The organism is Actibacterium sp. EMB200-NS6 (assembly GCF_001305615.1).
Lineage (GTDB): Bacteria > Pseudomonadota > Alphaproteobacteria > Rhodobacterales > Rhodobacteraceae > Actibacterium_A > Actibacterium_A naphthalenivorans.
Genome location: NZ_CP010872.1, coordinates 76,426 through 92,991, shown reverse-complemented (window position 1 = coordinate 92,991; position 16,566 = coordinate 76,426). Strand labels below are relative to the sequence as shown.

Below are 16,566 nucleotides of genomic sequence, written 5' to 3'. Positions count from 1 at the left end.
CGGAAGATCATCTCCTCCCATCAGGCGTAGATGTCGATCGGTGTTCCGTCTTTCACCATTGCATAGATGTCCTCGATCTGCCGATCTGTGACCGCGATGCAGCCAGCTGTCCAGTCGCGGACATCCGTTGGGTCGATCCCTGGGCGTGGACCACCATGGATGAAGATGTCGCCGCCGGGGGAAAGGCCCTGCGCTTCAGCGAAGGCTATGTCGGCCTCATTCGGATAGGAGATGCCAACCGAAAGATGATACGTACTGTCGGGGTTGCGCTTATCGACTACGTAAGCGCCCTCAGGGGTCCGGCCGTCTCCCTCGAATTGCTTGTGACCCTCAGGAGCGAAACCCAGCCCGACCGGATAGGTTTGCAATACGCGATCGGCTCCGTCCAGAACAAGCAAACGCTGCCCCTTGTAAAGCCGAACACGGGTCACCTCGGGTCCGCCATAGCTGCGGAACTTGCTGGCACAGCCAGACAAAAACGCTGCCAACCCGCCCAACAGGACGGCGCGGCGGGGAAATCGGATGGTTTTCACTGCTCGATGCCTCTTTCGTGAGGTCTGATATGGACATTACGTTACCTTGCAAATGCTGCGTGATCAATGTCCGTGGGCAAGCGCGGCCTTTGCGATCTCTGGACCAACCTGCTCACCGCTGAATGCCTTGCGGGCCTACCGCAGCGCCTTGAGGGCGACCGGCAGGGAGGCCACGGCAAGCCTTAATCGAACAACTCGTGAAGCCAGGATTTGCGCCGATAGCCGTGCTTTCCGCGCCGGTAGCCGCGATCATCGTCGTAGCCGCGCGGCTCAGGCACCCGCTGAGGCGCCACATCGGGTGCCGAACGCTCGATGATCTTGTCCAGTTCGCCCCGGTCGAGCCAGACACCCCGGCAATCGGGACAGAAGTCGATCTCGATCCCCTGGCGGTCGGTCATGCTCAAGGGCACCTCGCAAACCGGACACATCATCCTGCCCTTCACGCTCATGTCTCGTCTCGGCTCCTTTCCGGGTTCTCCCAGTTCAATGACCATGTGCCAGCGCCCCTTTGGCCAAGCCTTCGCCAACCTGTTCACCGCCGGACGGCGGCGCCTTGGCCTCTTGGCTGTTAAGCAGGCGCAGGGCGTTGGCCACCACCAGCAATGACACTCCTACGTCGGCTGCAATAGCGCCCCACATCGATGCCAGTCCGAACGCGGTAGCGACAACGAAAACGCCCTTGGTCGCCAAGGAAATACCGATGTTCTGATGGATAATCGACATTGTCCGGCGCGAATGACCGATCAGCCAAGGCACCTTGCCGAGGTCGTCGGTCATCAGGGCAATATCCGCCGTCTCGATTGCCGCGTCCGAACCAACAGCGCCCATCGCGATGGCGTAATGCGCGCGCGCCATGGCGGGGGCGTCGTTCACCCCGTCGCCGATCATGGCCACCATGTCATGCGTTTCGACCAGTTCTTCGATGGCTGTCACCTTGTCTTCGGGCAAAAGCTCGGCACGGACCTCGTCGATGCCGACCTCGGCTGCAACGGCGCGCGCTGTCCGCTCGTTGTCGCCCGTCAACATGACGATGGTCTTCACGCCTTGCGCGTGGAGCTGTGCCACGATGCCCTTGGCGTCGGGGCGGATACGGTCGCGCAATTCCAGGATGCCGGTCACGCCGGTGTCGTCGCCCACGGCAACAAGGGTGCTGCCAGCCCCTTCGATGCGGTCGCGCAGATCCTTCGGAATGGCGTCGCCGAAACCCTTCTCCTCGGCAAACCGGTCGGACCCTAGCCAGATCGACCGGCCGTCTGTGCGTCCTTCAAGTCCCCTACCGGGAACGGTTCGGGTGTCTTCCGCGGCGGACACATTGATGCCGTCGGCTTCTGCCCGCGCGAGAATGGCACGCGCCAAGGGATGCGAGGAACGTGCCTCCAGCCCAGCGGCGAGGGTCATCAGATCTTGCGCCGATGCTTTGCCCAGCGGATGCACCGCCGCCACCTCGGGCTCGCCCATGGTGATCGTGCCGGTCTTGTCCATGGCCAATGCAGTGGTCTTGCCCGGTGCCTCAACATATGCACCGCCCTTGATCAGCACCCCCGCCCGCGCAGAGGCGGTGAGTGCAGCGACGATGGAGACCGGTGTCGAGATGACCAGAGCACACGGGCAGGCGATCACCAGCAGCACGAGTGCATTGTAGAACCAATAATCCCAGGCCCCACCGAAAATGAGCGGCGGCAACAGGGCAATTGCGATGGCGAGAGCCATGACGATAGGCGTGTAGATGCGGGCAAATTTCGCCACCCACTGCTCCACCGGCGCGCGGCGGGCATGGGCGTCGCCGACCATGCGGATAATCTTGGCCAACACGGTGTCCGAGGCGGCCTTCGTGGCGCGCACCGTCAGTGTGCCTTCGCCGTTGATCGTACCGGCATAGACATCGTCGCCCCGTTCCTTTGGGACCAGCGCACTCTCTCCGGTGATTGGCGCCTGATCGACGGCCCCTGCCCCATCGACAACCTCACCATCCAATGGGATGCGGTCTCCGCCGCGCACGACGAAACGTGCGTTGATAGCAACCGCGGAAGCCGGTACGTCCGCTTCCGAACCGTCATCATAAAGAATTCTTGCCGTCGGCGGCGCCAGGTCCAGCAGAGCTGAAACCGCATTCCTCGCACGCCCGACGCTCCAGCTTTCGAGGAAAAGCGAGAGCGAGAAGAAGAACGCAACCGTCGCCGCCTCGAAAAATTCGCCGAGGCCAATTGCACCCGCGACTGCGACTACCATGAGCAGGTTCATGTCGGGCGACAGCCGCCGTGCGGACGACCATGCCTTGGGCGCCACGAGCCAAACACCGAACAGGATCGCAACCGCGAATAGCCCTGCCTCGACCAGTGGCATCGGCGCTTCGCCGTGCCCTGCGAAGAGGCCGAGTGCCCCCCCCATGCCGGTCTCGATGATGTGCCACAGAAATCCCGCGGCCCAGAAGCCGCCACTGAGCGCCGTAAACAGCCGCTGGCGTGCAAGATGGGCCGCCTGGTCGACCGACGCGTTTTCGGCATCCCAGGGCTTGGCGGTCATGCCGGTGCTTGCGACCAGCTCTGCAATTTCGCCGTCCGATACACTCTTGGCGCTGTCGAGAATAGTCATCCGTCCATTGATCACGTCGAACGCGAGATGCTCGGCCCCGCCGATCTTCGGGCCGACCACCTTGTTCAGGATTGCTACCTCCTCGGCGCAATCGAGGCCGGACACCTGAAAACTGCGCCCGCCCGCTGGCGCGGGCGTCGTCGGAACGATGTCGCCGCACGTTCCGGCGCTCCCGCAGCAGCTGCCGCCGCTTGTCTGGGCATCTTCGGCGTGATCGTGGTCGTGACGATGGGTGTCGGACGGCATGAATGGACCTCTGGATTCGGGTGCTTTACCATGACATAGCCCCTACAGTAGCTAGAGCTTCAAGAGCAAAATACGGTGGTATTTCAGTTTGTTTTATTGCTAGAGGATGCGGCGACCGGCTCCATCACGCCTTGAGGCATGAACAGCCGCTGCAAAGAAAAACAGTCACGAAAGGAAGCTTGATGCGGGTTTTGATGCTGAAGCAAAAAATGATGGTTGCAGTGGTGCTGTCGCTTACGGCCGGATGCGCAGTCCAGCCGACTGGGCCAGGCGACGCGGCAGACCAGCGGGGCAACGTTCCCGAAGCCGTGATTGCAATGGCTGCCCCGGATCAGGATGTTGCAACCGCGCGCTTGGTGCCCGAGGACGGGTGCTACTGGTACGAACACAGCGGCCCCGTTGAAACGACCTTGCTGCCGCTGCGCACGGCGAACGGCAACCCTATCTGCGTCGCGCGGGAAGTGTGACGACGACCCGCACGTCACATCAATGCGCTGAGAGCTAATTACCTCATTCAACTTCTCGCGGTAACGCTGTCCTCAGCCGAATAAAGATGTGCTGTCGATCCGATCTCGACGTTCGGATAAAGCTCGTTGATGTGTGCCATAACCATCCGCACGCAACCCGAACTCGCACGACCGCCGATGCTTCTCGGATAGGGTGTGCCGTGTATCCGAAGATAGGTGTCGCGATCACCGACATAGAGATAGAGCGCCCGCGATCCCAAGGCGTTTTGAGGCCCGGGTTCCATCCCGTCGGCCCATCTTGCGTTTTCGGGATCCCGCTCGATCATATTCTGTGTCGGCGTCCAGTGCGGCCACCTGACCTTGCGCTTGATGTTATAAACACCTGGCTCGTAGAGGTTGCCCCGCGCGATCGCCACGCCGTAGCGCATCGCGGTTCCACCCTCCTCAATGTGGTAGAGATACCGCGCGACCGCATCGACATGGATGTCTCCCGGCACGAGGCCGTCCTTCGCGTCCACACGCTGAGGCAAGAAACGTGGGTGTAGTCCCCAAGGGTTTGACGTGGCCGGATCGAAGCCGGGCGGGCTGACTTGCGCGTCCCATTCAGCCTTCTGCGCCTCGGTGGGCCAGCTATCGGCAAACACAGGGTTGGCCACAGTCGCCGAAAAGAGCGCTGTTGTCGTTTGAATGAAGTGTCGTCTTGTCAGCATGTCGTACCCTTTCGGTTCCCACCGGCGATCAATGGCAAGAACGATATACATTCTCGTCGACTAGATAGGACTTCTAGTGGCTAGAGGTTCAAGGGCAAATTTTCGTGAACGCATGCACGCGACCCTGGTAGCACATGCTTGCCTTGCGGTCGGGTTAACGGCCAACCAGGTCAGGTCCGAATTAGCGTGGTAAAGCGGGAGTCGGGGGGCGGAGTAGGACAGATTTGCCGAATTGGTCCCCCGGTGGATCGGCTTTGGTCGAAAGATACTATCCTGACACCCTGTCGAACTTCACCCGCCCGTGTCATTGGCCGAAACTTCGGCTTGGAACTCACGTTGTCGCTCAGGCCAGGTGCTCTTGATGTAGACGAGGATCGCCTCGATCTCTGCGTCTGTCAGATCCTCTCCGAAGGCCGGCATGTCGCTCTCGTATCCCGGCACGACGGCACCGACCCCGCCTTTAGTGATCTGAAAAAGCATGCGGTCTGAATGGTGCCAGGTGTGGCCTGTGTCATCATGCGGCGGGGCCGGCATTCTTCCGGTGTCAAGACGACGACGCCAATCGGGCTGGCCTTCAAGGTTCGCACCATGGCAACTGGCGCAGTTGTCCGCATAAAGCTGTTGCCCTGCCGTGACCTCGGATGCAAGCACGGGCTCTCCCAAGAACGTCAGTCCCTCGACACGCGGGTCCACCGGTTCCGATTGGGCCAGCACCACAACGCCGGTGGTCGCGAGCGTGGACACTAGGGCAGCGAGGTGCACTGACCGCCTGACCGTACCCTTCGCCAGTCGGTTTTTCGGCCCCTTATTCATCGGCATAGATTGAGATTCCTTCCGGGCCAAAGGCGTAGGTCCTTAGCGTGCCTGACTTGACCGCAGCCATCCCGGGTGCATTCGCGGGCATTCCCGGCAAGGTGATACCCGTTATCGCCGGACGGGTTTCCAGCAGCCGCTCGATGATGTCGACGGGGACGAGACCGCTGACATAGTAGCCGTCGATTTCGGCCAAGTGGCAGCCGATGCCCTGGGCGGGCACACCGACTTCGACCGAGCGTTTGTCGAAGTCGCGGTCATCCACACGCGTTACGGTAAAGCCGTGTTCTTCGAGATAATCCCCATAGGCATCACAGCAGCCGCAGCCCGGATCGCGCCAGATGGTGATCTGCCTTTCGCTGCCCGTCAGACCGGGCGCCACATCGCCTGTCGCTTGCGCCCAAGCCGATGTGGTCAGGCCCACCATTCCGACAATGCCGCTGCCAATCAGACCAAGCGCGTTTCTTCTCTGCATCATTTTCTCCATCATAGTTCTCCTGTTTCGATCCAGGTTGCGCCGCCGTCACGGCTGAATTTCAAGATGCCGCCCAACAGGGCAGCGATGTAGGTCTCGTCTCTTGGATGAACCGCAACAGCGGTCGCAGCTTTGCTGGCCCGCTTTTGCCAGATGACTCCGCCGTCCTGCGATGCCCAGAGGCCCGAACGCAGAGCGGCATACATCACTTCCGGCGCCGAGGGGGCACTGGCCAGCGACAGGATCGGTTGACCGCCTGGCAATGGCGCTTCGGACGGTGGGGCTTCACCCGCAACCAATGCGTCCATCGCGTTGCCTGGCTGCACGTCCTGCCAGCGACAAAAGCAATCGGGCACCCGCGCAAGGCCAACCTCGGTGCCCGCATAGATCCAGATCCCGCCCATGCCGGTTTCAAGCTCGACCGAAGCCAGAGCAAGAGGTTCGCGCTCTGCGTCGTCGAGCCAGGGGCGGTCCATGGCGAGCGACCAGGTTGCGCCGGCGTCCTCGCTCTTCCACAATCCGTCGCCGCGAACCGAGGCATAGATCATGTCCGAGTTCCGCGAGGCGATGGCAACGGCATTGATCTCTCCGTCAGGCAGCCCAGCGTCGCTGACGCGCCACGAAGCGCCCCCATCTTCGGAAGTGCTGACACCGCCCACGGCGAGCCCCGCAACCACACGGCCGGGCCGGTCGCGATGGGTCGCCAGCGACAGCACGTTCCCCGGTGTCTCTGCCGCGGTCCAAGTCCGGCCGTCATCGTCACTGACGAACAGCCCTCCTCTCGCCAGCAGAATGGTATCGCCATCAAAGGCAAGTGCCGCTGGATCACCATCGCTCGCCGCGAGTGCGAACCCCGGCAACATCGAAGCGACGCCGATACTGAGTGCCGCGGTGAGTACCTTGCGCCGGTTTGGCCGACATCCAATCTCAATCGACTTCAATCTGCATGCTCCTCTGCTCATGCGACGCGGATCACGCCCATCATCCCGGCCGCCTGGTGCTCAAGGATGTGGCAATGGAACATCCAGTCTCCGGGATTGTCGGCGACCAGGGCGATTTCGACCTGCTCGCGCGGCGCGATCAGCACGGTGTCCTGCCATTCACGGAATTCGGTCGGCACGCCATCGCGGCTGATGACGCGGAAGGAGTGGCCGTGCAGGTGGATCGGATGGTCGAAGGCAGTGGCGTTCGTCATTTGGAGGATATGGCTCGCGTCGCGCTCCAATGTCAGGAAGGGATCGAGCATGTGCCCTTCGGCCGCGACGCCATTGACGAACCACATGCCGCCACCCACAACGCCACCCATCATTCCGCCCATCATGCTGCCGGACTGGCTCGGGCCCATCTGGCGCTCGACCATGGCGCCCATCATGCCCCCGGTGAACAGGATTTCGTGACGACGGGCTGCGTTCAGATCAGGTTCGATCAGTGGATTGGCTGGAAGGGCAATTTCCCATTCCGGCGGCGTGGCACGCAGGGGCGTTTCGTCAAAGACGACATCCAGCAGGTTAAATTCATTATCGCGATAGGCGCGGTCGACGATTTGAAGCGTGGTTCCCGGGTCGGCAGGGCAATCGAGCATTATGTCGGCACGCATCGCCGGGCCCAGAACCACGACACCGTCAGGCGCGGCGTGCGGGGTGATCGGCTGGCCGTCGAGCGCAATGATGCGCGCGGAAAGGTCGCCGAAGTCGAGCGCGAAGATGCGGGCGTTGGCGGCATTGATCAGCCGCAACCGGATGCGTTCGCCTTGCCGCACCACGAAGACATCGGGAACACGCCCATTTATCGTGACAGTATTGCCCAGACGGCCCGCATGGCTCATGTCCATGGCTGCGCCGAAGTCATCCGCAATCGCCGCGTCCCGCGTCAGCCGCCAGTCGTCAAGCAGCCAGGTGACATCGCGGTCGACCCGCGGCGGGTTGGATTCGTCGATGATGAGTGGTCCGGCCAGCCCACGTCCGACCTGCTCGAAACTGCGCTGGTGGGGGTGATACCAAAAGGTCCCGGCATCGATCGCGTCGAACTCGTAGGTGAAGGTTTCTCCGGGTGCGATCGGCTTCTGCGTCAGGTGTGGAACCCCGTCCATCGCGTTCGGCAGACGAAGTCCGTGCCAATGGACGGTGGTTTCCTCGTCCAGACCGTTTGTGACGACGATGCGCAGCCGATCGCCTTGCCGAACCCGTAGCTCCGGGCCGGGAACCTGACCGTTGAAGCCCCAAACGGGGGTTGCGGGATAAGGTTCTGGGACCAGCCTTGCCTGTCCCGGCGCGGGGCGCAGCGAAAAGCTGCGGATTTGCGGCTCGGCGCGCAGAGGCTTTCCGAAAGCCGCGGCGCCGAAACCCGCCAAGGATGTTGCAAGAAAAGATCGGCGACTGAAACGGGAACTGATTTGGTAGGACATGGATAAACACTCTCTGATTTCACTGTACGCCGCCAAAGCAATTGCTCAGCGACGTTCATGGCCCCGCGCAAACGCCCATTTGGGGGCGTCCGGCACGGAGAAACACACGAAGCGCAATCAAGCGCCGTGTGTCAGATCAGAGGTAGACTCGAGGAGGTTGTTTGGCCGGGGGGCCAGATATTCCGTGCGGAACGTCCATTGGCCGGATTTCATGGGCCGCGGCGGCAGCGATCGGGCTGGTGCCAGCCGGAATCGAAAGAAGAGCGGCCATTCCCGCGGCATTGCACACAAAATCACAGACGGAACCCATCTTACCGTCTTCCAAGCTGCCGCAGGCGTCGCAATCGTCCATCGCCATCATGCCGCTGTCCGTGGAGACCATTGACGAGGCCATGGCAATTGAGCCCGCAGACTGCGCGACCGCGCCGATGGCAAAAGCCACCAGCGAGAGAATGCAGATAAGGCGCGCCCAACGTCTCATGATCTTGATCTACTACCCGCGCGATCCGAATGCCAGCGGCACAAAATCACGTTTCTTGGAACATCCAAAGATTGGCTCGTTCAAATCCTCGGCCAACCGACTTGTTGCAGCGGCAACCACCTGCCTATGACCGCTGGGCAAACGCCGCGAACAGGGCAAGCGTGCGCTCGCTCACATGATGCTCGATCCCTTCGGCATCGCGTTCAGCCGTCTCGGGGTCTAGCCCGAGGCTCAGGAGAAAGCGCAAGACGATCTCGTGGCGGTGCCTGCATTCCTTGGCAAGCGCCCGGCCTTCCTCGGTCAGAAAGACCGAACGGTATTTCGCGCGAGTGATCAGGCCGTCCCGCGCCAGACGGCCAAGGGTTTTGGCGACCGTCGGCGCGGTCACGCCCATCCGGGCCGAAATATCGACCGGTCGGGCTTCGCCGTTCTCGTGGATCAACTCAGCGATCAATTCGACATAGTCTTCCGCCACCTCGCTGCGCCGCGCCTCGCGCACACCGATGAAGGCCTCGGCGCGGGATTCGACCGCACGTGCCTCTGCCTCGGTTGATTCAAGGTTCTCATCATCAATCATGCCGTCACCCTCGCACGATCAGGATTGACTCGTAAAGCCTGAGCGATGATTATTAGCCTATGCTAACTTTTTGCGCCGGGACTTTGGCCTGCGTGTCATCTGAAGGGACAACGTCCATGCCTGTCGATACCAGCAAGCGAGGGCGCGAGGTGTCGTCCGCCGTGGAGACATCGCTGCCCACAGCGCCACCTGGCGTCGTCACGGAGCCAGTTTCGGCGTCGCGACGCGCGTTGTTGGTCGGCGGTCTGGTGGCTGCCGGCGGAGCGGCCGTGGCCGCGAGCCGCGCGCAATCCCAGGCAACGCCCGACCCGATGGCGGGGCATGCTATGCCCGGCGGGGCGGTCGATCCGTATTCGGCCCATGACAGTGGCATGGCGCATGGTAACATGACGATGGTCGGCCAGGTCGACCACGCCCGGAACGGGTTCGACCCGACGGCCATGCTGACCGACTGGGAGACCGGTCGCACCGAAGTTCTGCCGGATGGGCGCACGTTGCGAACGTTCGAGGTGGACGCCATCGACATGGAAATCGAGATCGCTCCCGGCGTGTTCTTCCCCGCCTGGACGTTCGATGGCCGCGTTCCCGGCCCCGCCCTGCGAGCGAAGGAGGGCGAACGGCTACGGATCGTCTTTCGCAACCTTGGTTCACATCCCCATTCCATGCACTTTCACGGCATTCATTCAGCGCGCATGGACGGTGTTCAAGGCGCCGGGCTGATCGATCCGGGCGAGGAGTTCGTTTACGAATTCGATGCCAAGCCCTTCGGCTGCCACCTCTACCATTGCCATGCCCTGCCACTGAAACGGCACATGCACAAGGGCATGTACGGCCTTTTCGTGGTCGATCCGGATCCGGCGCGCCACCCCGAATTTGCGGCCGTTGCGGCGTCGCGTGTGCTGGGCAGCCCGGAAAACGCCGAATGGCAGGAACTGGCGATGGTGATGAACGGCTTTGACACCAATTTCGATGGTGAGAACGAGGTCTATGCCGTAAACACGGTCGGCCAAGCTTACATGAACGCGCCGATCCGGATCGACAAGTCGCGCCCGGTGCGCATCTACCTCATGAACGCGACCGAGTTCGATCCGATCAACTCGTTCCACCTGCATGGGAATTTCTTCGACTATTACGACACCGGCACCCAGCTCACGCCGACCCTGCGCACGGTCGATGTGATCATGCAGTGTCAGGCGCAGCGCGGCATCCTCGAGTTCAGCTTCGCCGATCACGAGGACGGGATGTATATGTTCCATGCGCACCAGGCCGAGTTCACCGAACTTGGCTGGATGGGCTTTTTCGACGTGCGAGAGGCCGGAGCATGACCGATCATATCCAACGCAGCCGCCCGCCAATGACCCGCCTGCTTCTCGTCCTCGTGCCGCTGGCCGTCATGCTGGGGGCTTTCGTGTGGATTGCCTCGCTCGATCCGCTGCGCGGCTTCAACAATGGCGCGCCCCCGGTCGAGGCGTTGACCGTCGAACGGACGATCCTCGATGGGTCGGGGATTTCGCTCAGTGTGCGCGCCGGCGGATCGGAAGCAATGGTGGTCGCGCAGGTCGCAGTGGACGACGCCTACTGGACCTTCACGCAGGAGCCCGCGGGGCCGATTGCCCGCGGCGAAGCGGTCTGGTTGCGAATTCCCTATCCGTGGGTTCTCGGCGAGGCCCATCGCGTCAACCTGCTGACCAACACGGGCGCGACCTTCGGGCATGAGATCGGGGTCGCCGTCTCGACGCCAAGCGCCACCTGGGGGCAACTCCGGCTGCAGGCAGTGATCGGAGCGATCGTCGGCCTATTGCCGGTTGCGCTTGGTCTCATGTTCTTTCCGGCGATGAAGGGCGTCGGGCGAAGCGGGATGAACTTTCTGCTCGCACTGACGGTTGGGTTGCTGGCCTTCCTGCTGATCGACATGACTGCGGAAGCGGTGGAGTTGTCCGGCGATGCGGCGGCGATATTCCAAGGTTCTGCCATGGTCTGGCTGGCGGCGCTTACAAGCTTTCTTCTATTGATGGCTATCGGGCGCTGGCGCGGCAATCCGGAAGGCATCGCGCTTGCGTTCTACATTGCCCTCGGAATCGGGCTTCACAACTTCGGCGAAGGGCTGGCAATCGGCGGCGCATTCGCCGCCGGGTCGGCGGGGCTTGGAACTTTCCTCGTCCTAGGCTTTGCCTTGCACAATGTCACCGAGGGCATAGGCATCGCCGCCCCGATGCTTCGTGCCCGGCCAACGCTTTGGACGTTTGCCGCTCTGACCCTGCTCGCCGGTGGCCCGGCCATCCTCGGAATGTGGGCGGGCAGCCTTGCCTATGCGCCGCAATGGTCGGCACTGGCACTCGCCGTCGGAGCGGGTGCGATCCTGCAAGTCATGGTCGAGGTCAGCGCCTACCTTGTACGTCAAAACGCCGACAGGCAGGCGGCGCTGATGTCACCAGCCGTACTGGTCGGGTTTCTGGGCGGCATCGCCTTCATGTACGCGACGGCGGCATTGATCAAGATCTGAGCGGTGATCGGCTGTTTCGGCTTCATGGGGCGGTCGCCCAGCTCTATAAACTGACCCCGTCTGTCCACGGGTAGATCGCAATTTTCGTGCCCCAGTTTTTGCGCCCAAGAGACTTATTCTTTCGTGATTTCGAAATAAAGAATTTGAGGCTAGAGCGACTAGAGGATCCCACAGATAGGTGAAAACACCGCAAATCCATCTGACTACTATTTCTGAGCCGCACGTCGAAATCGACTGTCTCATATTTTTGGTCTGTCACGATTCTGGTCCTCCGTTGAACTATCAACAAATGTTACGCACCAAAACGAGTGCTTCTTTAGAGGTGTTTCATGGCATCGCCCGCCACATGCGGAAACGCACCTGTTCGGTCACCTCGCGGATTAGACCTTGCGCTTCCATCCAAGCAAGGTTGCGCTGGACGGCGGCGCGGCTGGCACCGGTCAGGGTCTCGGCCATTGGAGCGGTGTCGCAATTGCTTTGCCGTTTCATCAAAAAGTTCTTACAGGATTCCAGTAGGATGAAGCGTAATCCGACGTGGTATTTTACGTTTCGATTTCAATTTTTAGCTCGCGTTTCAACAAGCGAGAACATGGGGCAGAAGATGGGGTTTAGAAACCGTGGAGCGGCGGGTTCATGACGCTGCGCGAAAACGAAGCGTCTGACGAGGCTTGGGCCAAGGCAACGCGTATCGCGCGAGAGCTGGATCGCATTTTGGACGGGCAAGAGCCTATGCGCACCGCAGTTTCTCGGGCCGCATCCGAATTGCGTCTCTCGACGCGCCAAGTCTACAACCACCTGCGCCGATATCGTACCGAACATCGGGTGTCTTCGCTGTTGCCAAAGACAGGTGGAGCTAGGCGCGCGAGGATCAGCCCGGCTGTTGAGGAAATCATTTTGGCAACCCTTCGGGAGATGTGGCTTCAGCCCGAGCAACCGGACCTTGCGCCGATTGTCGATGAAATCCGCACCCGTTGTGACAGCGAGGGTCTTGATCCGCCTGCCTATGTCACCGTTTCCAAGCGTATCCCACGACTGTTCACGCCCGAGGAGATTGCACGACGGCGACATTCAGGAGGAAAAAACCTACGGCGCCTGAAACCCCGCCCAGGTTATATCCGGGCCAACCACGCACTCGATGTCGTCCAGATAGACCATACCCCCGCCGACATCCAGTTTGTGGAAGTCATCGATGGTCAGGGCATCTATGTTGGACGCCCCTATCTCACCATCGCAGCTGATGTTGCAACAAGCGCGATTATCGGCTTCTGCCTGACCCTTGAGCAGCCCTCACGCTTGTCGGTCGCCCTCTGTCTGGCGCAGGCGATGTGCCGCAAGGAGGACTGGCTGGCAGCGCGCGACATCAATCATTCCTGGCCGATGTTTGGCCGCCCGAAGATGGTCGTCGTGGATTCCGCCATGGAATTCAGAAGCACCAGTTTCATCCTGGGTTGTGCCGAGTACGGGATTGCAATTCAAAGCCGGAACAAGGGGACCGTCCATCGTGGCGGGGTTGTCGAACGACTTCTAGGCAAGGTGAATACGGTGCTGCGCTCCCTGCCTGGCAAGACCGGGCGTTCCATCGCGGATCGGGGTGAGTATCTGTCCGAAGACCGTGCGAGGCTCAACTTTGCAGACCTCGAACGCTGTATCGCGCTGGCGATTATCGATCACAATCTTAGCCAGAATGAACGCAAGCTGACAGTCCCGACCAATGAATGGGAACGAAAATGCCGTCAGCCGGACGGCCCGGAAGACAACCCTTTCGACGTTCTGCTCAGCTTTCTCCCGAACAAGACACGCAGGATTTCACCTCAAGGTGTCAGCCTGTTTGCCAACGACTATTTCGATCCATGGTTGGGCCCGTTGGTCGCCCGCCGTGATCGATTGGGTGCTCTCGATGTTCGTTATGATCCTCGGGACATTAGTCACATCTACATCAAGGATCCCGATACAGGAGCCTGGCGCCCTGTGGAGCGGCGGGATGGACTGCTTGAGGCGGTCACCCTCTGGCAGCACAGGGCCGAGAGAAGCCGAGCGCGCGAAACCGGCCGACGCCCGATCGAGGAGAAGACCGCGATCCGCCGCGAAATCGCGGCGACGGTAGATGCCTCGGCATCGAAGAAGCAAAGGCTGAAGGAAGTCGCACGGGCCAGGCATGCGGCTCATGCGCCGAAACCCTACCAGAGCCTCACTTCTTCCCCGACACCAATCCGCGAAACACCTGACCCTGAGCGCCCGCGCCGCGTCTTTCCGGTTGAGGATTGGTGAAATGACGGATCACCTCCTGGACTCCGCCGCATCACTTCTCGATGCCGGTGACGCGTGCCGCATCGCCCATATCCGGACGGCCCGTTGGATCAGCCATCCTGTTGCAAGTCGCGCCCATAACGCCATGCGTCTGCTACTCGATCGGCCAGTAACTTTGCGCCCCAGAGGGCTCTTGCTGACGGGCCCTTATCACAATGGCAAGACGATGATCGCCGAACGCTTCGCGATTGAACATTTGCGTCAGTCAGAACGTCAAAGGATCTGGGTGATCCAGACCCGAGAAGGTGCCGGACTGTCTCACTTCTATGCCAGCATTCTTGCCGGGTTGCGCGCGCCTCAGGCCTCTGGTTGGCGAAGCCTGTCGCGCGCGGGCGAGCAGGTGGATCATTTGCTGGACAGCTTGAAACCCCGCCTGCTCATCTTCGATGAGTTTCACAGCGCCCTTCGAGGGCGCCGACAGGACGTGAAATCTATCTTTTCGTTCCTGCGCCGCATCGCAAGTGTCCACGATATCTCGCCCGTACTGGTCGGCGAGGTTGCGGTCTATGACGCGGTACACGACACCGAGGAGATGGGATCGCGGTTCGATACGATCCCTGTTCCCAGATGGGCGTATGACGAGGATTTCGCGACGCTCCTCGATAGTCTTGAAACCTGCATGCCTCTCGCCCGCGCCTCGGACCTGTCGCGACCGTCACTGGCTGAGATCATCCATGAATTGTCAGAGGGCTTGATCGGAGAGGTCGTCGATATCGTGAGCAACGCGGCTATCACGGCGATAAGGAACGGCGAGGAACACATTTCTGAAGCGACCATCGCCTCGCTTGGTTACACGCCCCTGTCGAAACGCCGAAATGCTCCTTTGCGCCGCGAAATGATGTGACCCAGTCTGCGTCCGAGATCACAGTCACACCTGCGCGCGACTACGGCAATGAGGTGGGGCAAGGCTGGCCCGTCGTTGTTGAACCGGCACCCGGAGAGCTGCTGTCGAGCTGGCTGCATCGGCTGGCCATGGCCAATGGAATTCCACCTCAATATTTTGGGCGGGTTCTGGATGTCGCAGGTGGAGATTGGTCTGCGAAGCTTGACCGTGACCTTCCCGGGCGAATCCTCAATTTGCTGGTCGAGCGAACGCGGTTGCCTACCGAGGATATTGATGGCTTGGCTTTGAACCGCGACCCGCTGACCCGGTTGCGCATGCGGCAGACCACAGGATCAGGAGATGCCCGCGCATCGACCGCCCGGGTCAATCGCCTGCAATATTGCCCGGCATGCCTGAAAGAGGATCGCGCACCGTTCTTCCGGCGCGGCTGGACTTTGGCGACGCGCGTTTCCTGCTTTCGGCATGGATGCAGCTTGCGCGACCAATGCCCTGCCTGCGGCGGCGGCATTGCGCCTTCACGACAAAACCGGCTTCTGCGGCAACAATTCTGCGTCTGGTGTGATGCTGATCTCCGAAAACCCACCCTGCCCGCCGAGTATGATGTGCAGCGTCTCGAACGGCTCATCGACGATTTGCTTCGAATGCATGTTGCGGGACATGGACGGCATGGAAAGACATCCCTGCCCGCCATGCTTGGGGCGGCTTGTTTCACGTTCAATGGCCAGCCGACGTCAATTTCGCGCTTGCCGCACCGGGTCCGCTACGTATTGTTCCGCCAGTTGGCCGATGGAATGACGCACCTCCAAAAACGTTCCGTGCATCCTGCAATTGATCTCTGGACCCGCATTGCACGGGCTGCGCCCAAGCATTCCGACTTGGTGGCGTTATTGAGTGCAGAGATCACGTCACAGATCACACCGGGAACAAAGACGCGCTCCAGACATCCTGATTTGGCGGACTTACAACAGGTCATCGTTCGCCTTCATTCAAACCGCCGCACATCATTGGCAACGGCTATGCCTGCGAATTGATGACCCCTGCATCCTCCATCTGCTCCCGATCGGGCAGGTCCTGCAGCGACTCCAGATCGAACGCGACCAGGAACTGCTCCGTCGTCACATAGGTATAGGGTGCCCCGCGCCGCGGCGACCGTGGCCCGGTGACGATCAATCCACGCGCATGCAATCTTCCGATCAGATCTCGGCTGATCTCTTTGCCGAAGATGTCTTTCAGGCCGTCCCGTGTGATCGGCTGGTGGTAGGCGATGGCGGCCAGGACAGCGACATCGTATTCGCGCAGATCGAGATCCTGATCGCCGACATCTGCGGCCGTCCTGATCACCGCCGCATAGGCCGGTCTCGTCCGCAGCATCCAGCCGCCGGCCACCTGCGCCACTTCGAAGGATCGTCCTTCGAGATCGGCGACCAGGTCTTCGACCAACAGATCGACCGAAGCCCCCTGCCCCACCACGCGCGCGAGGTCCTCGCGCGGCACCGGCGATGCGCTGGCGAAGAGAACGGCTTCAATCCGCCGCATCCATTCGCGCCAGCGCAATTCGGTTGGCAGATCGTCCAATTCCCGGTCGAGGTCGGTTTCGGCGTGATCTTTGACCAT

18 protein-coding genes are annotated in these 16,566 nt (G+C 61.1%); 6 read left to right on the top strand and 12 right to left on the bottom strand.

Translation table 11 applies throughout. The features are described from left to right. Nucleotides 1–20: 20 nt before the first annotated feature. The 3 genes from TQ29_RS19835 to TQ29_RS19825 all read right to left on the bottom strand — a co-directional run bounded on the left by TQ29_RS19835 (nucleotide 21) and on the right by TQ29_RS19825 (nucleotide 3,371). Nucleotides 21–533 carry a murein L,D-transpeptidase family protein gene (locus TQ29_RS19835; protein ID WP_035367119.1) on the bottom strand — a complete coding sequence of 171 codons (513 nt, stop codon included), beginning with the start codon at nucleotides 531–533 and terminating at the stop codon, nucleotides 21–23. A 182-nt stretch (nucleotides 534–715) separates the two neighbouring features. Next, nucleotides 716–982 (bottom strand): zf-TFIIB domain-containing protein, encoded by a 267-nt coding sequence (locus TQ29_RS19830; RefSeq protein ID WP_035367121.1) that lies wholly within the window; start codon nucleotides 980–982, stop codon nucleotides 716–718. Nucleotides 983–1,016: 34 nt separating this feature from the next. Next, nucleotides 1,017–3,371: a cation-translocating P-type ATPase gene (locus TQ29_RS19825; protein ID WP_028095376.1), complete on the bottom strand. Its 2,355-nt coding sequence runs from the start codon at nucleotides 3,369–3,371 to the stop codon at nucleotides 1,017–1,019. 182 nt (nucleotides 3,372–3,553) lie between these two features. Here TQ29_RS19825 and TQ29_RS19820 point away from each other — a divergent pair, with 182 nt between their 5' ends. Then, nucleotides 3,554–3,838, top strand: a complete 285-nt coding sequence (locus TQ29_RS19820; protein ID WP_028095377.1) for a hypothetical protein — start codon at nucleotides 3,554–3,556, stop codon at nucleotides 3,836–3,838. Nucleotides 3,839–3,885: 47 nt separating this feature from the next. On the opposite strand, the gene TQ29_RS19815 is transcribed toward TQ29_RS19820, so the two are convergent. The 7 genes from TQ29_RS19815 to mntR all read right to left on the bottom strand — a co-directional run bounded on the left by TQ29_RS19815 (nucleotide 3,886) and on the right by mntR (nucleotide 9,298). Beyond that, nucleotides 3,886–4,548: a L,D-transpeptidase gene (locus TQ29_RS19815; RefSeq protein ID WP_009503854.1), complete on the bottom strand. Its 663-nt coding sequence runs from the start codon at nucleotides 4,546–4,548 to the stop codon at nucleotides 3,886–3,888. Nucleotides 4,549–4,839: 291 nt separating this feature from the next. Further along, on the bottom strand, nucleotides 4,840–5,361 hold the full coding sequence (locus TQ29_RS19810; RefSeq protein WP_138578426.1) for a cytochrome c: 522 nt from the start codon (nucleotides 5,359–5,361) through the stop codon (nucleotides 4,840–4,842). Further along, on the bottom strand, nucleotides 5,354–5,848 hold the full coding sequence (locus TQ29_RS19805) for a DUF411 domain-containing protein (protein ID WP_028095379.1): 495 nt from the start codon (nucleotides 5,846–5,848) through the stop codon (nucleotides 5,354–5,356). The genes TQ29_RS19810 and TQ29_RS19805 overlap by 8 nt, the downstream gene beginning before the upstream one ends. After that, complete coding sequence (locus TQ29_RS19800; protein WP_223870725.1) at nucleotides 5,848–6,777, bottom strand: exo-alpha-sialidase; 930 nt, start codon at nucleotides 6,775–6,777, stop codon at nucleotides 5,848–5,850. Before TQ29_RS19800 ends, TQ29_RS19805 begins: the two co-directional genes overlap by 1 nt. Nucleotides 6,778–6,794: 17 nt before the next feature. Continuing rightward, on the bottom strand, nucleotides 6,795–8,240 hold the full coding sequence (locus TQ29_RS19795; protein ID WP_054540800.1) for a multicopper oxidase family protein: 1,446 nt from the start codon (nucleotides 8,238–8,240) through the stop codon (nucleotides 6,795–6,797). A gap of 136 nt (nucleotides 8,241–8,376) precedes the next feature. After that, complete coding sequence (locus TQ29_RS19790; protein ID WP_054540799.1) at nucleotides 8,377–8,721, bottom strand: hypothetical protein; 345 nt, start codon at nucleotides 8,719–8,721, stop codon at nucleotides 8,377–8,379. 124 nt (nucleotides 8,722–8,845) lie between these two features. Then, entirely contained in the window at nucleotides 8,846–9,298 is a 453-nt protein-coding gene (gene mntR / locus TQ29_RS19785; RefSeq protein ID WP_054540798.1) for a manganese-binding transcriptional regulator MntR, read from the bottom strand. A 326-nt stretch (nucleotides 9,299–9,624) separates the two neighbouring features. Between mntR and TQ29_RS19780 the strand changes: the two genes are divergently transcribed. Further along, nucleotides 9,625–10,623, top strand: coding sequence for a multicopper oxidase domain-containing protein (locus TQ29_RS19780; RefSeq protein ID WP_229939274.1), 999 nt, complete (start codon nucleotides 9,625–9,627; stop codon nucleotides 10,621–10,623). Next, entirely contained in the window at nucleotides 10,620–11,801 is a 1,182-nt protein-coding gene (locus tag TQ29_RS19775; RefSeq protein ID WP_054540797.1) for a ZIP family metal transporter, read from the top strand. Before TQ29_RS19780 ends, TQ29_RS19775 begins: the two co-directional genes overlap by 4 nt. Nucleotides 11,802–12,128: 327 nt before the next feature. Here TQ29_RS19775 and TQ29_RS20860 read toward each other — a convergent pair whose 3' ends face one another. Further along, entirely contained in the window at nucleotides 12,129–12,290 is a 162-nt protein-coding gene (locus TQ29_RS20860) for a hypothetical protein (RefSeq protein ID WP_157445681.1), read from the bottom strand. 144 nt (nucleotides 12,291–12,434) lie between these two features. Here TQ29_RS20860 and TQ29_RS19770 point away from each other — a divergent pair, with 144 nt between their 5' ends. From TQ29_RS19770 to TQ29_RS20525, 3 genes are read left to right on the top strand one after another with little or no spacing between them, the layout of a single operon-like run. Continuing rightward, nucleotides 12,435–14,069 (top strand): Mu transposase C-terminal domain-containing protein, encoded by a 1,635-nt coding sequence (locus tag TQ29_RS19770; RefSeq protein WP_054540545.1) that lies wholly within the window; start codon nucleotides 12,435–12,437, stop codon nucleotides 14,067–14,069. A 1-nt stretch (nucleotide 14,070) separates the two neighbouring features. Then, on the top strand, nucleotides 14,071–14,952 hold the full coding sequence (locus tag TQ29_RS19765; RefSeq protein WP_054540544.1) for a TniB family NTP-binding protein: 882 nt from the start codon (nucleotides 14,071–14,073) through the stop codon (nucleotides 14,950–14,952). After that, nucleotides 14,949–15,983 (top strand): TniQ family protein, encoded by a 1,035-nt coding sequence (locus TQ29_RS20525; RefSeq protein ID WP_082386774.1) that lies wholly within the window; start codon nucleotides 14,949–14,951, stop codon nucleotides 15,981–15,983. Before TQ29_RS19765 ends, TQ29_RS20525 begins: the two co-directional genes overlap by 4 nt. Here TQ29_RS20525 and TQ29_RS19760 read toward each other — a convergent pair. After that, nucleotides 15,967–16,566, bottom strand: coding sequence for an SMC-Scp complex subunit ScpB (locus tag TQ29_RS19760; protein WP_054540543.1), 600 nt, complete (start codon nucleotides 16,564–16,566; stop codon nucleotides 15,967–15,969). The two genes, TQ29_RS20525 and TQ29_RS19760, sit on opposite strands and share 17 nt — an antisense overlap.

Excerpts from the sequence above, each read along its gene's own strand:
- TQ29_RS19830 (WP_035367121.1), bottom strand. The coding sequence starts at position 982 with ATGAGCGTGAAGGGCAGGATGATGTGTCCGGTTTGCGAGGTGCCCTTG.
- TQ29_RS19825 (WP_028095376.1), bottom strand. The coding sequence starts at position 3,371 with ATGCCGTCCGACACCCATCGTCACGACCACGATCACGCCGAAGATGCC.
- TQ29_RS19820 (WP_028095377.1), top strand. The coding sequence starts at position 3,554 with ATGCGGGTTTTGATGCTGAAGCAAAAAATGATGGTTGCAGTGGTGCTG.
- TQ29_RS19815 (WP_009503854.1), bottom strand. The coding sequence starts at position 4,548 with ATGCTGACAAGACGACACTTCATTCAAACGACAACAGCGCTCTTTTCG.
- TQ29_RS19810 (WP_138578426.1), bottom strand. The coding sequence starts at position 5,361 with ATGAATAAGGGGCCGAAAAACCGACTGGCGAAGGGTACGGTCAGGCGG.
- TQ29_RS19805 (WP_028095379.1), bottom strand. The coding sequence starts at position 5,848 with ATGGAGAAAATGATGCAGAGAAGAAACGCGCTTGGTCTGATTGGCAGC.
- TQ29_RS19795 (WP_054540800.1), bottom strand. The coding sequence starts at position 8,240 with ATGTCCTACCAAATCAGTTCCCGTTTCAGTCGCCGATCTTTTCTTGCA.
- TQ29_RS19790 (WP_054540799.1), bottom strand. The coding sequence starts at position 8,721 with ATGAGACGTTGGGCGCGCCTTATCTGCATTCTCTCGCTGGTGGCTTTT.
- mntR (WP_054540798.1), bottom strand. The coding sequence starts at position 9,298 with ATGATTGATGATGAGAACCTTGAATCAACCGAGGCAGAGGCACGTGCG.
- TQ29_RS19780 (WP_229939274.1), top strand. The coding sequence starts at position 9,625 with ATGCCCGGCGGGGCGGTCGATCCGTATTCGGCCCATGACAGTGGCATG.
- TQ29_RS19775 (WP_054540797.1), top strand. The coding sequence starts at position 10,620 with ATGACCGATCATATCCAACGCAGCCGCCCGCCAATGACCCGCCTGCTT.
- TQ29_RS20860 (WP_157445681.1), bottom strand. The coding sequence starts at position 12,290 with ATGAAACGGCAAAGCAATTGCGACACCGCTCCAATGGCCGAGACCCTG.
- TQ29_RS19770 (WP_054540545.1), top strand. The coding sequence starts at position 12,435 with ATGACGCTGCGCGAAAACGAAGCGTCTGACGAGGCTTGGGCCAAGGCA.
- TQ29_RS19765 (WP_054540544.1), top strand. The coding sequence starts at position 14,071 with ATGACGGATCACCTCCTGGACTCCGCCGCATCACTTCTCGATGCCGGT.
- TQ29_RS19760 (WP_054540543.1), bottom strand. The coding sequence starts at position 16,566 with ATGGTCAAAGATCACGCCGAAACCGACCTCGACCGGGAATTGGACGAT.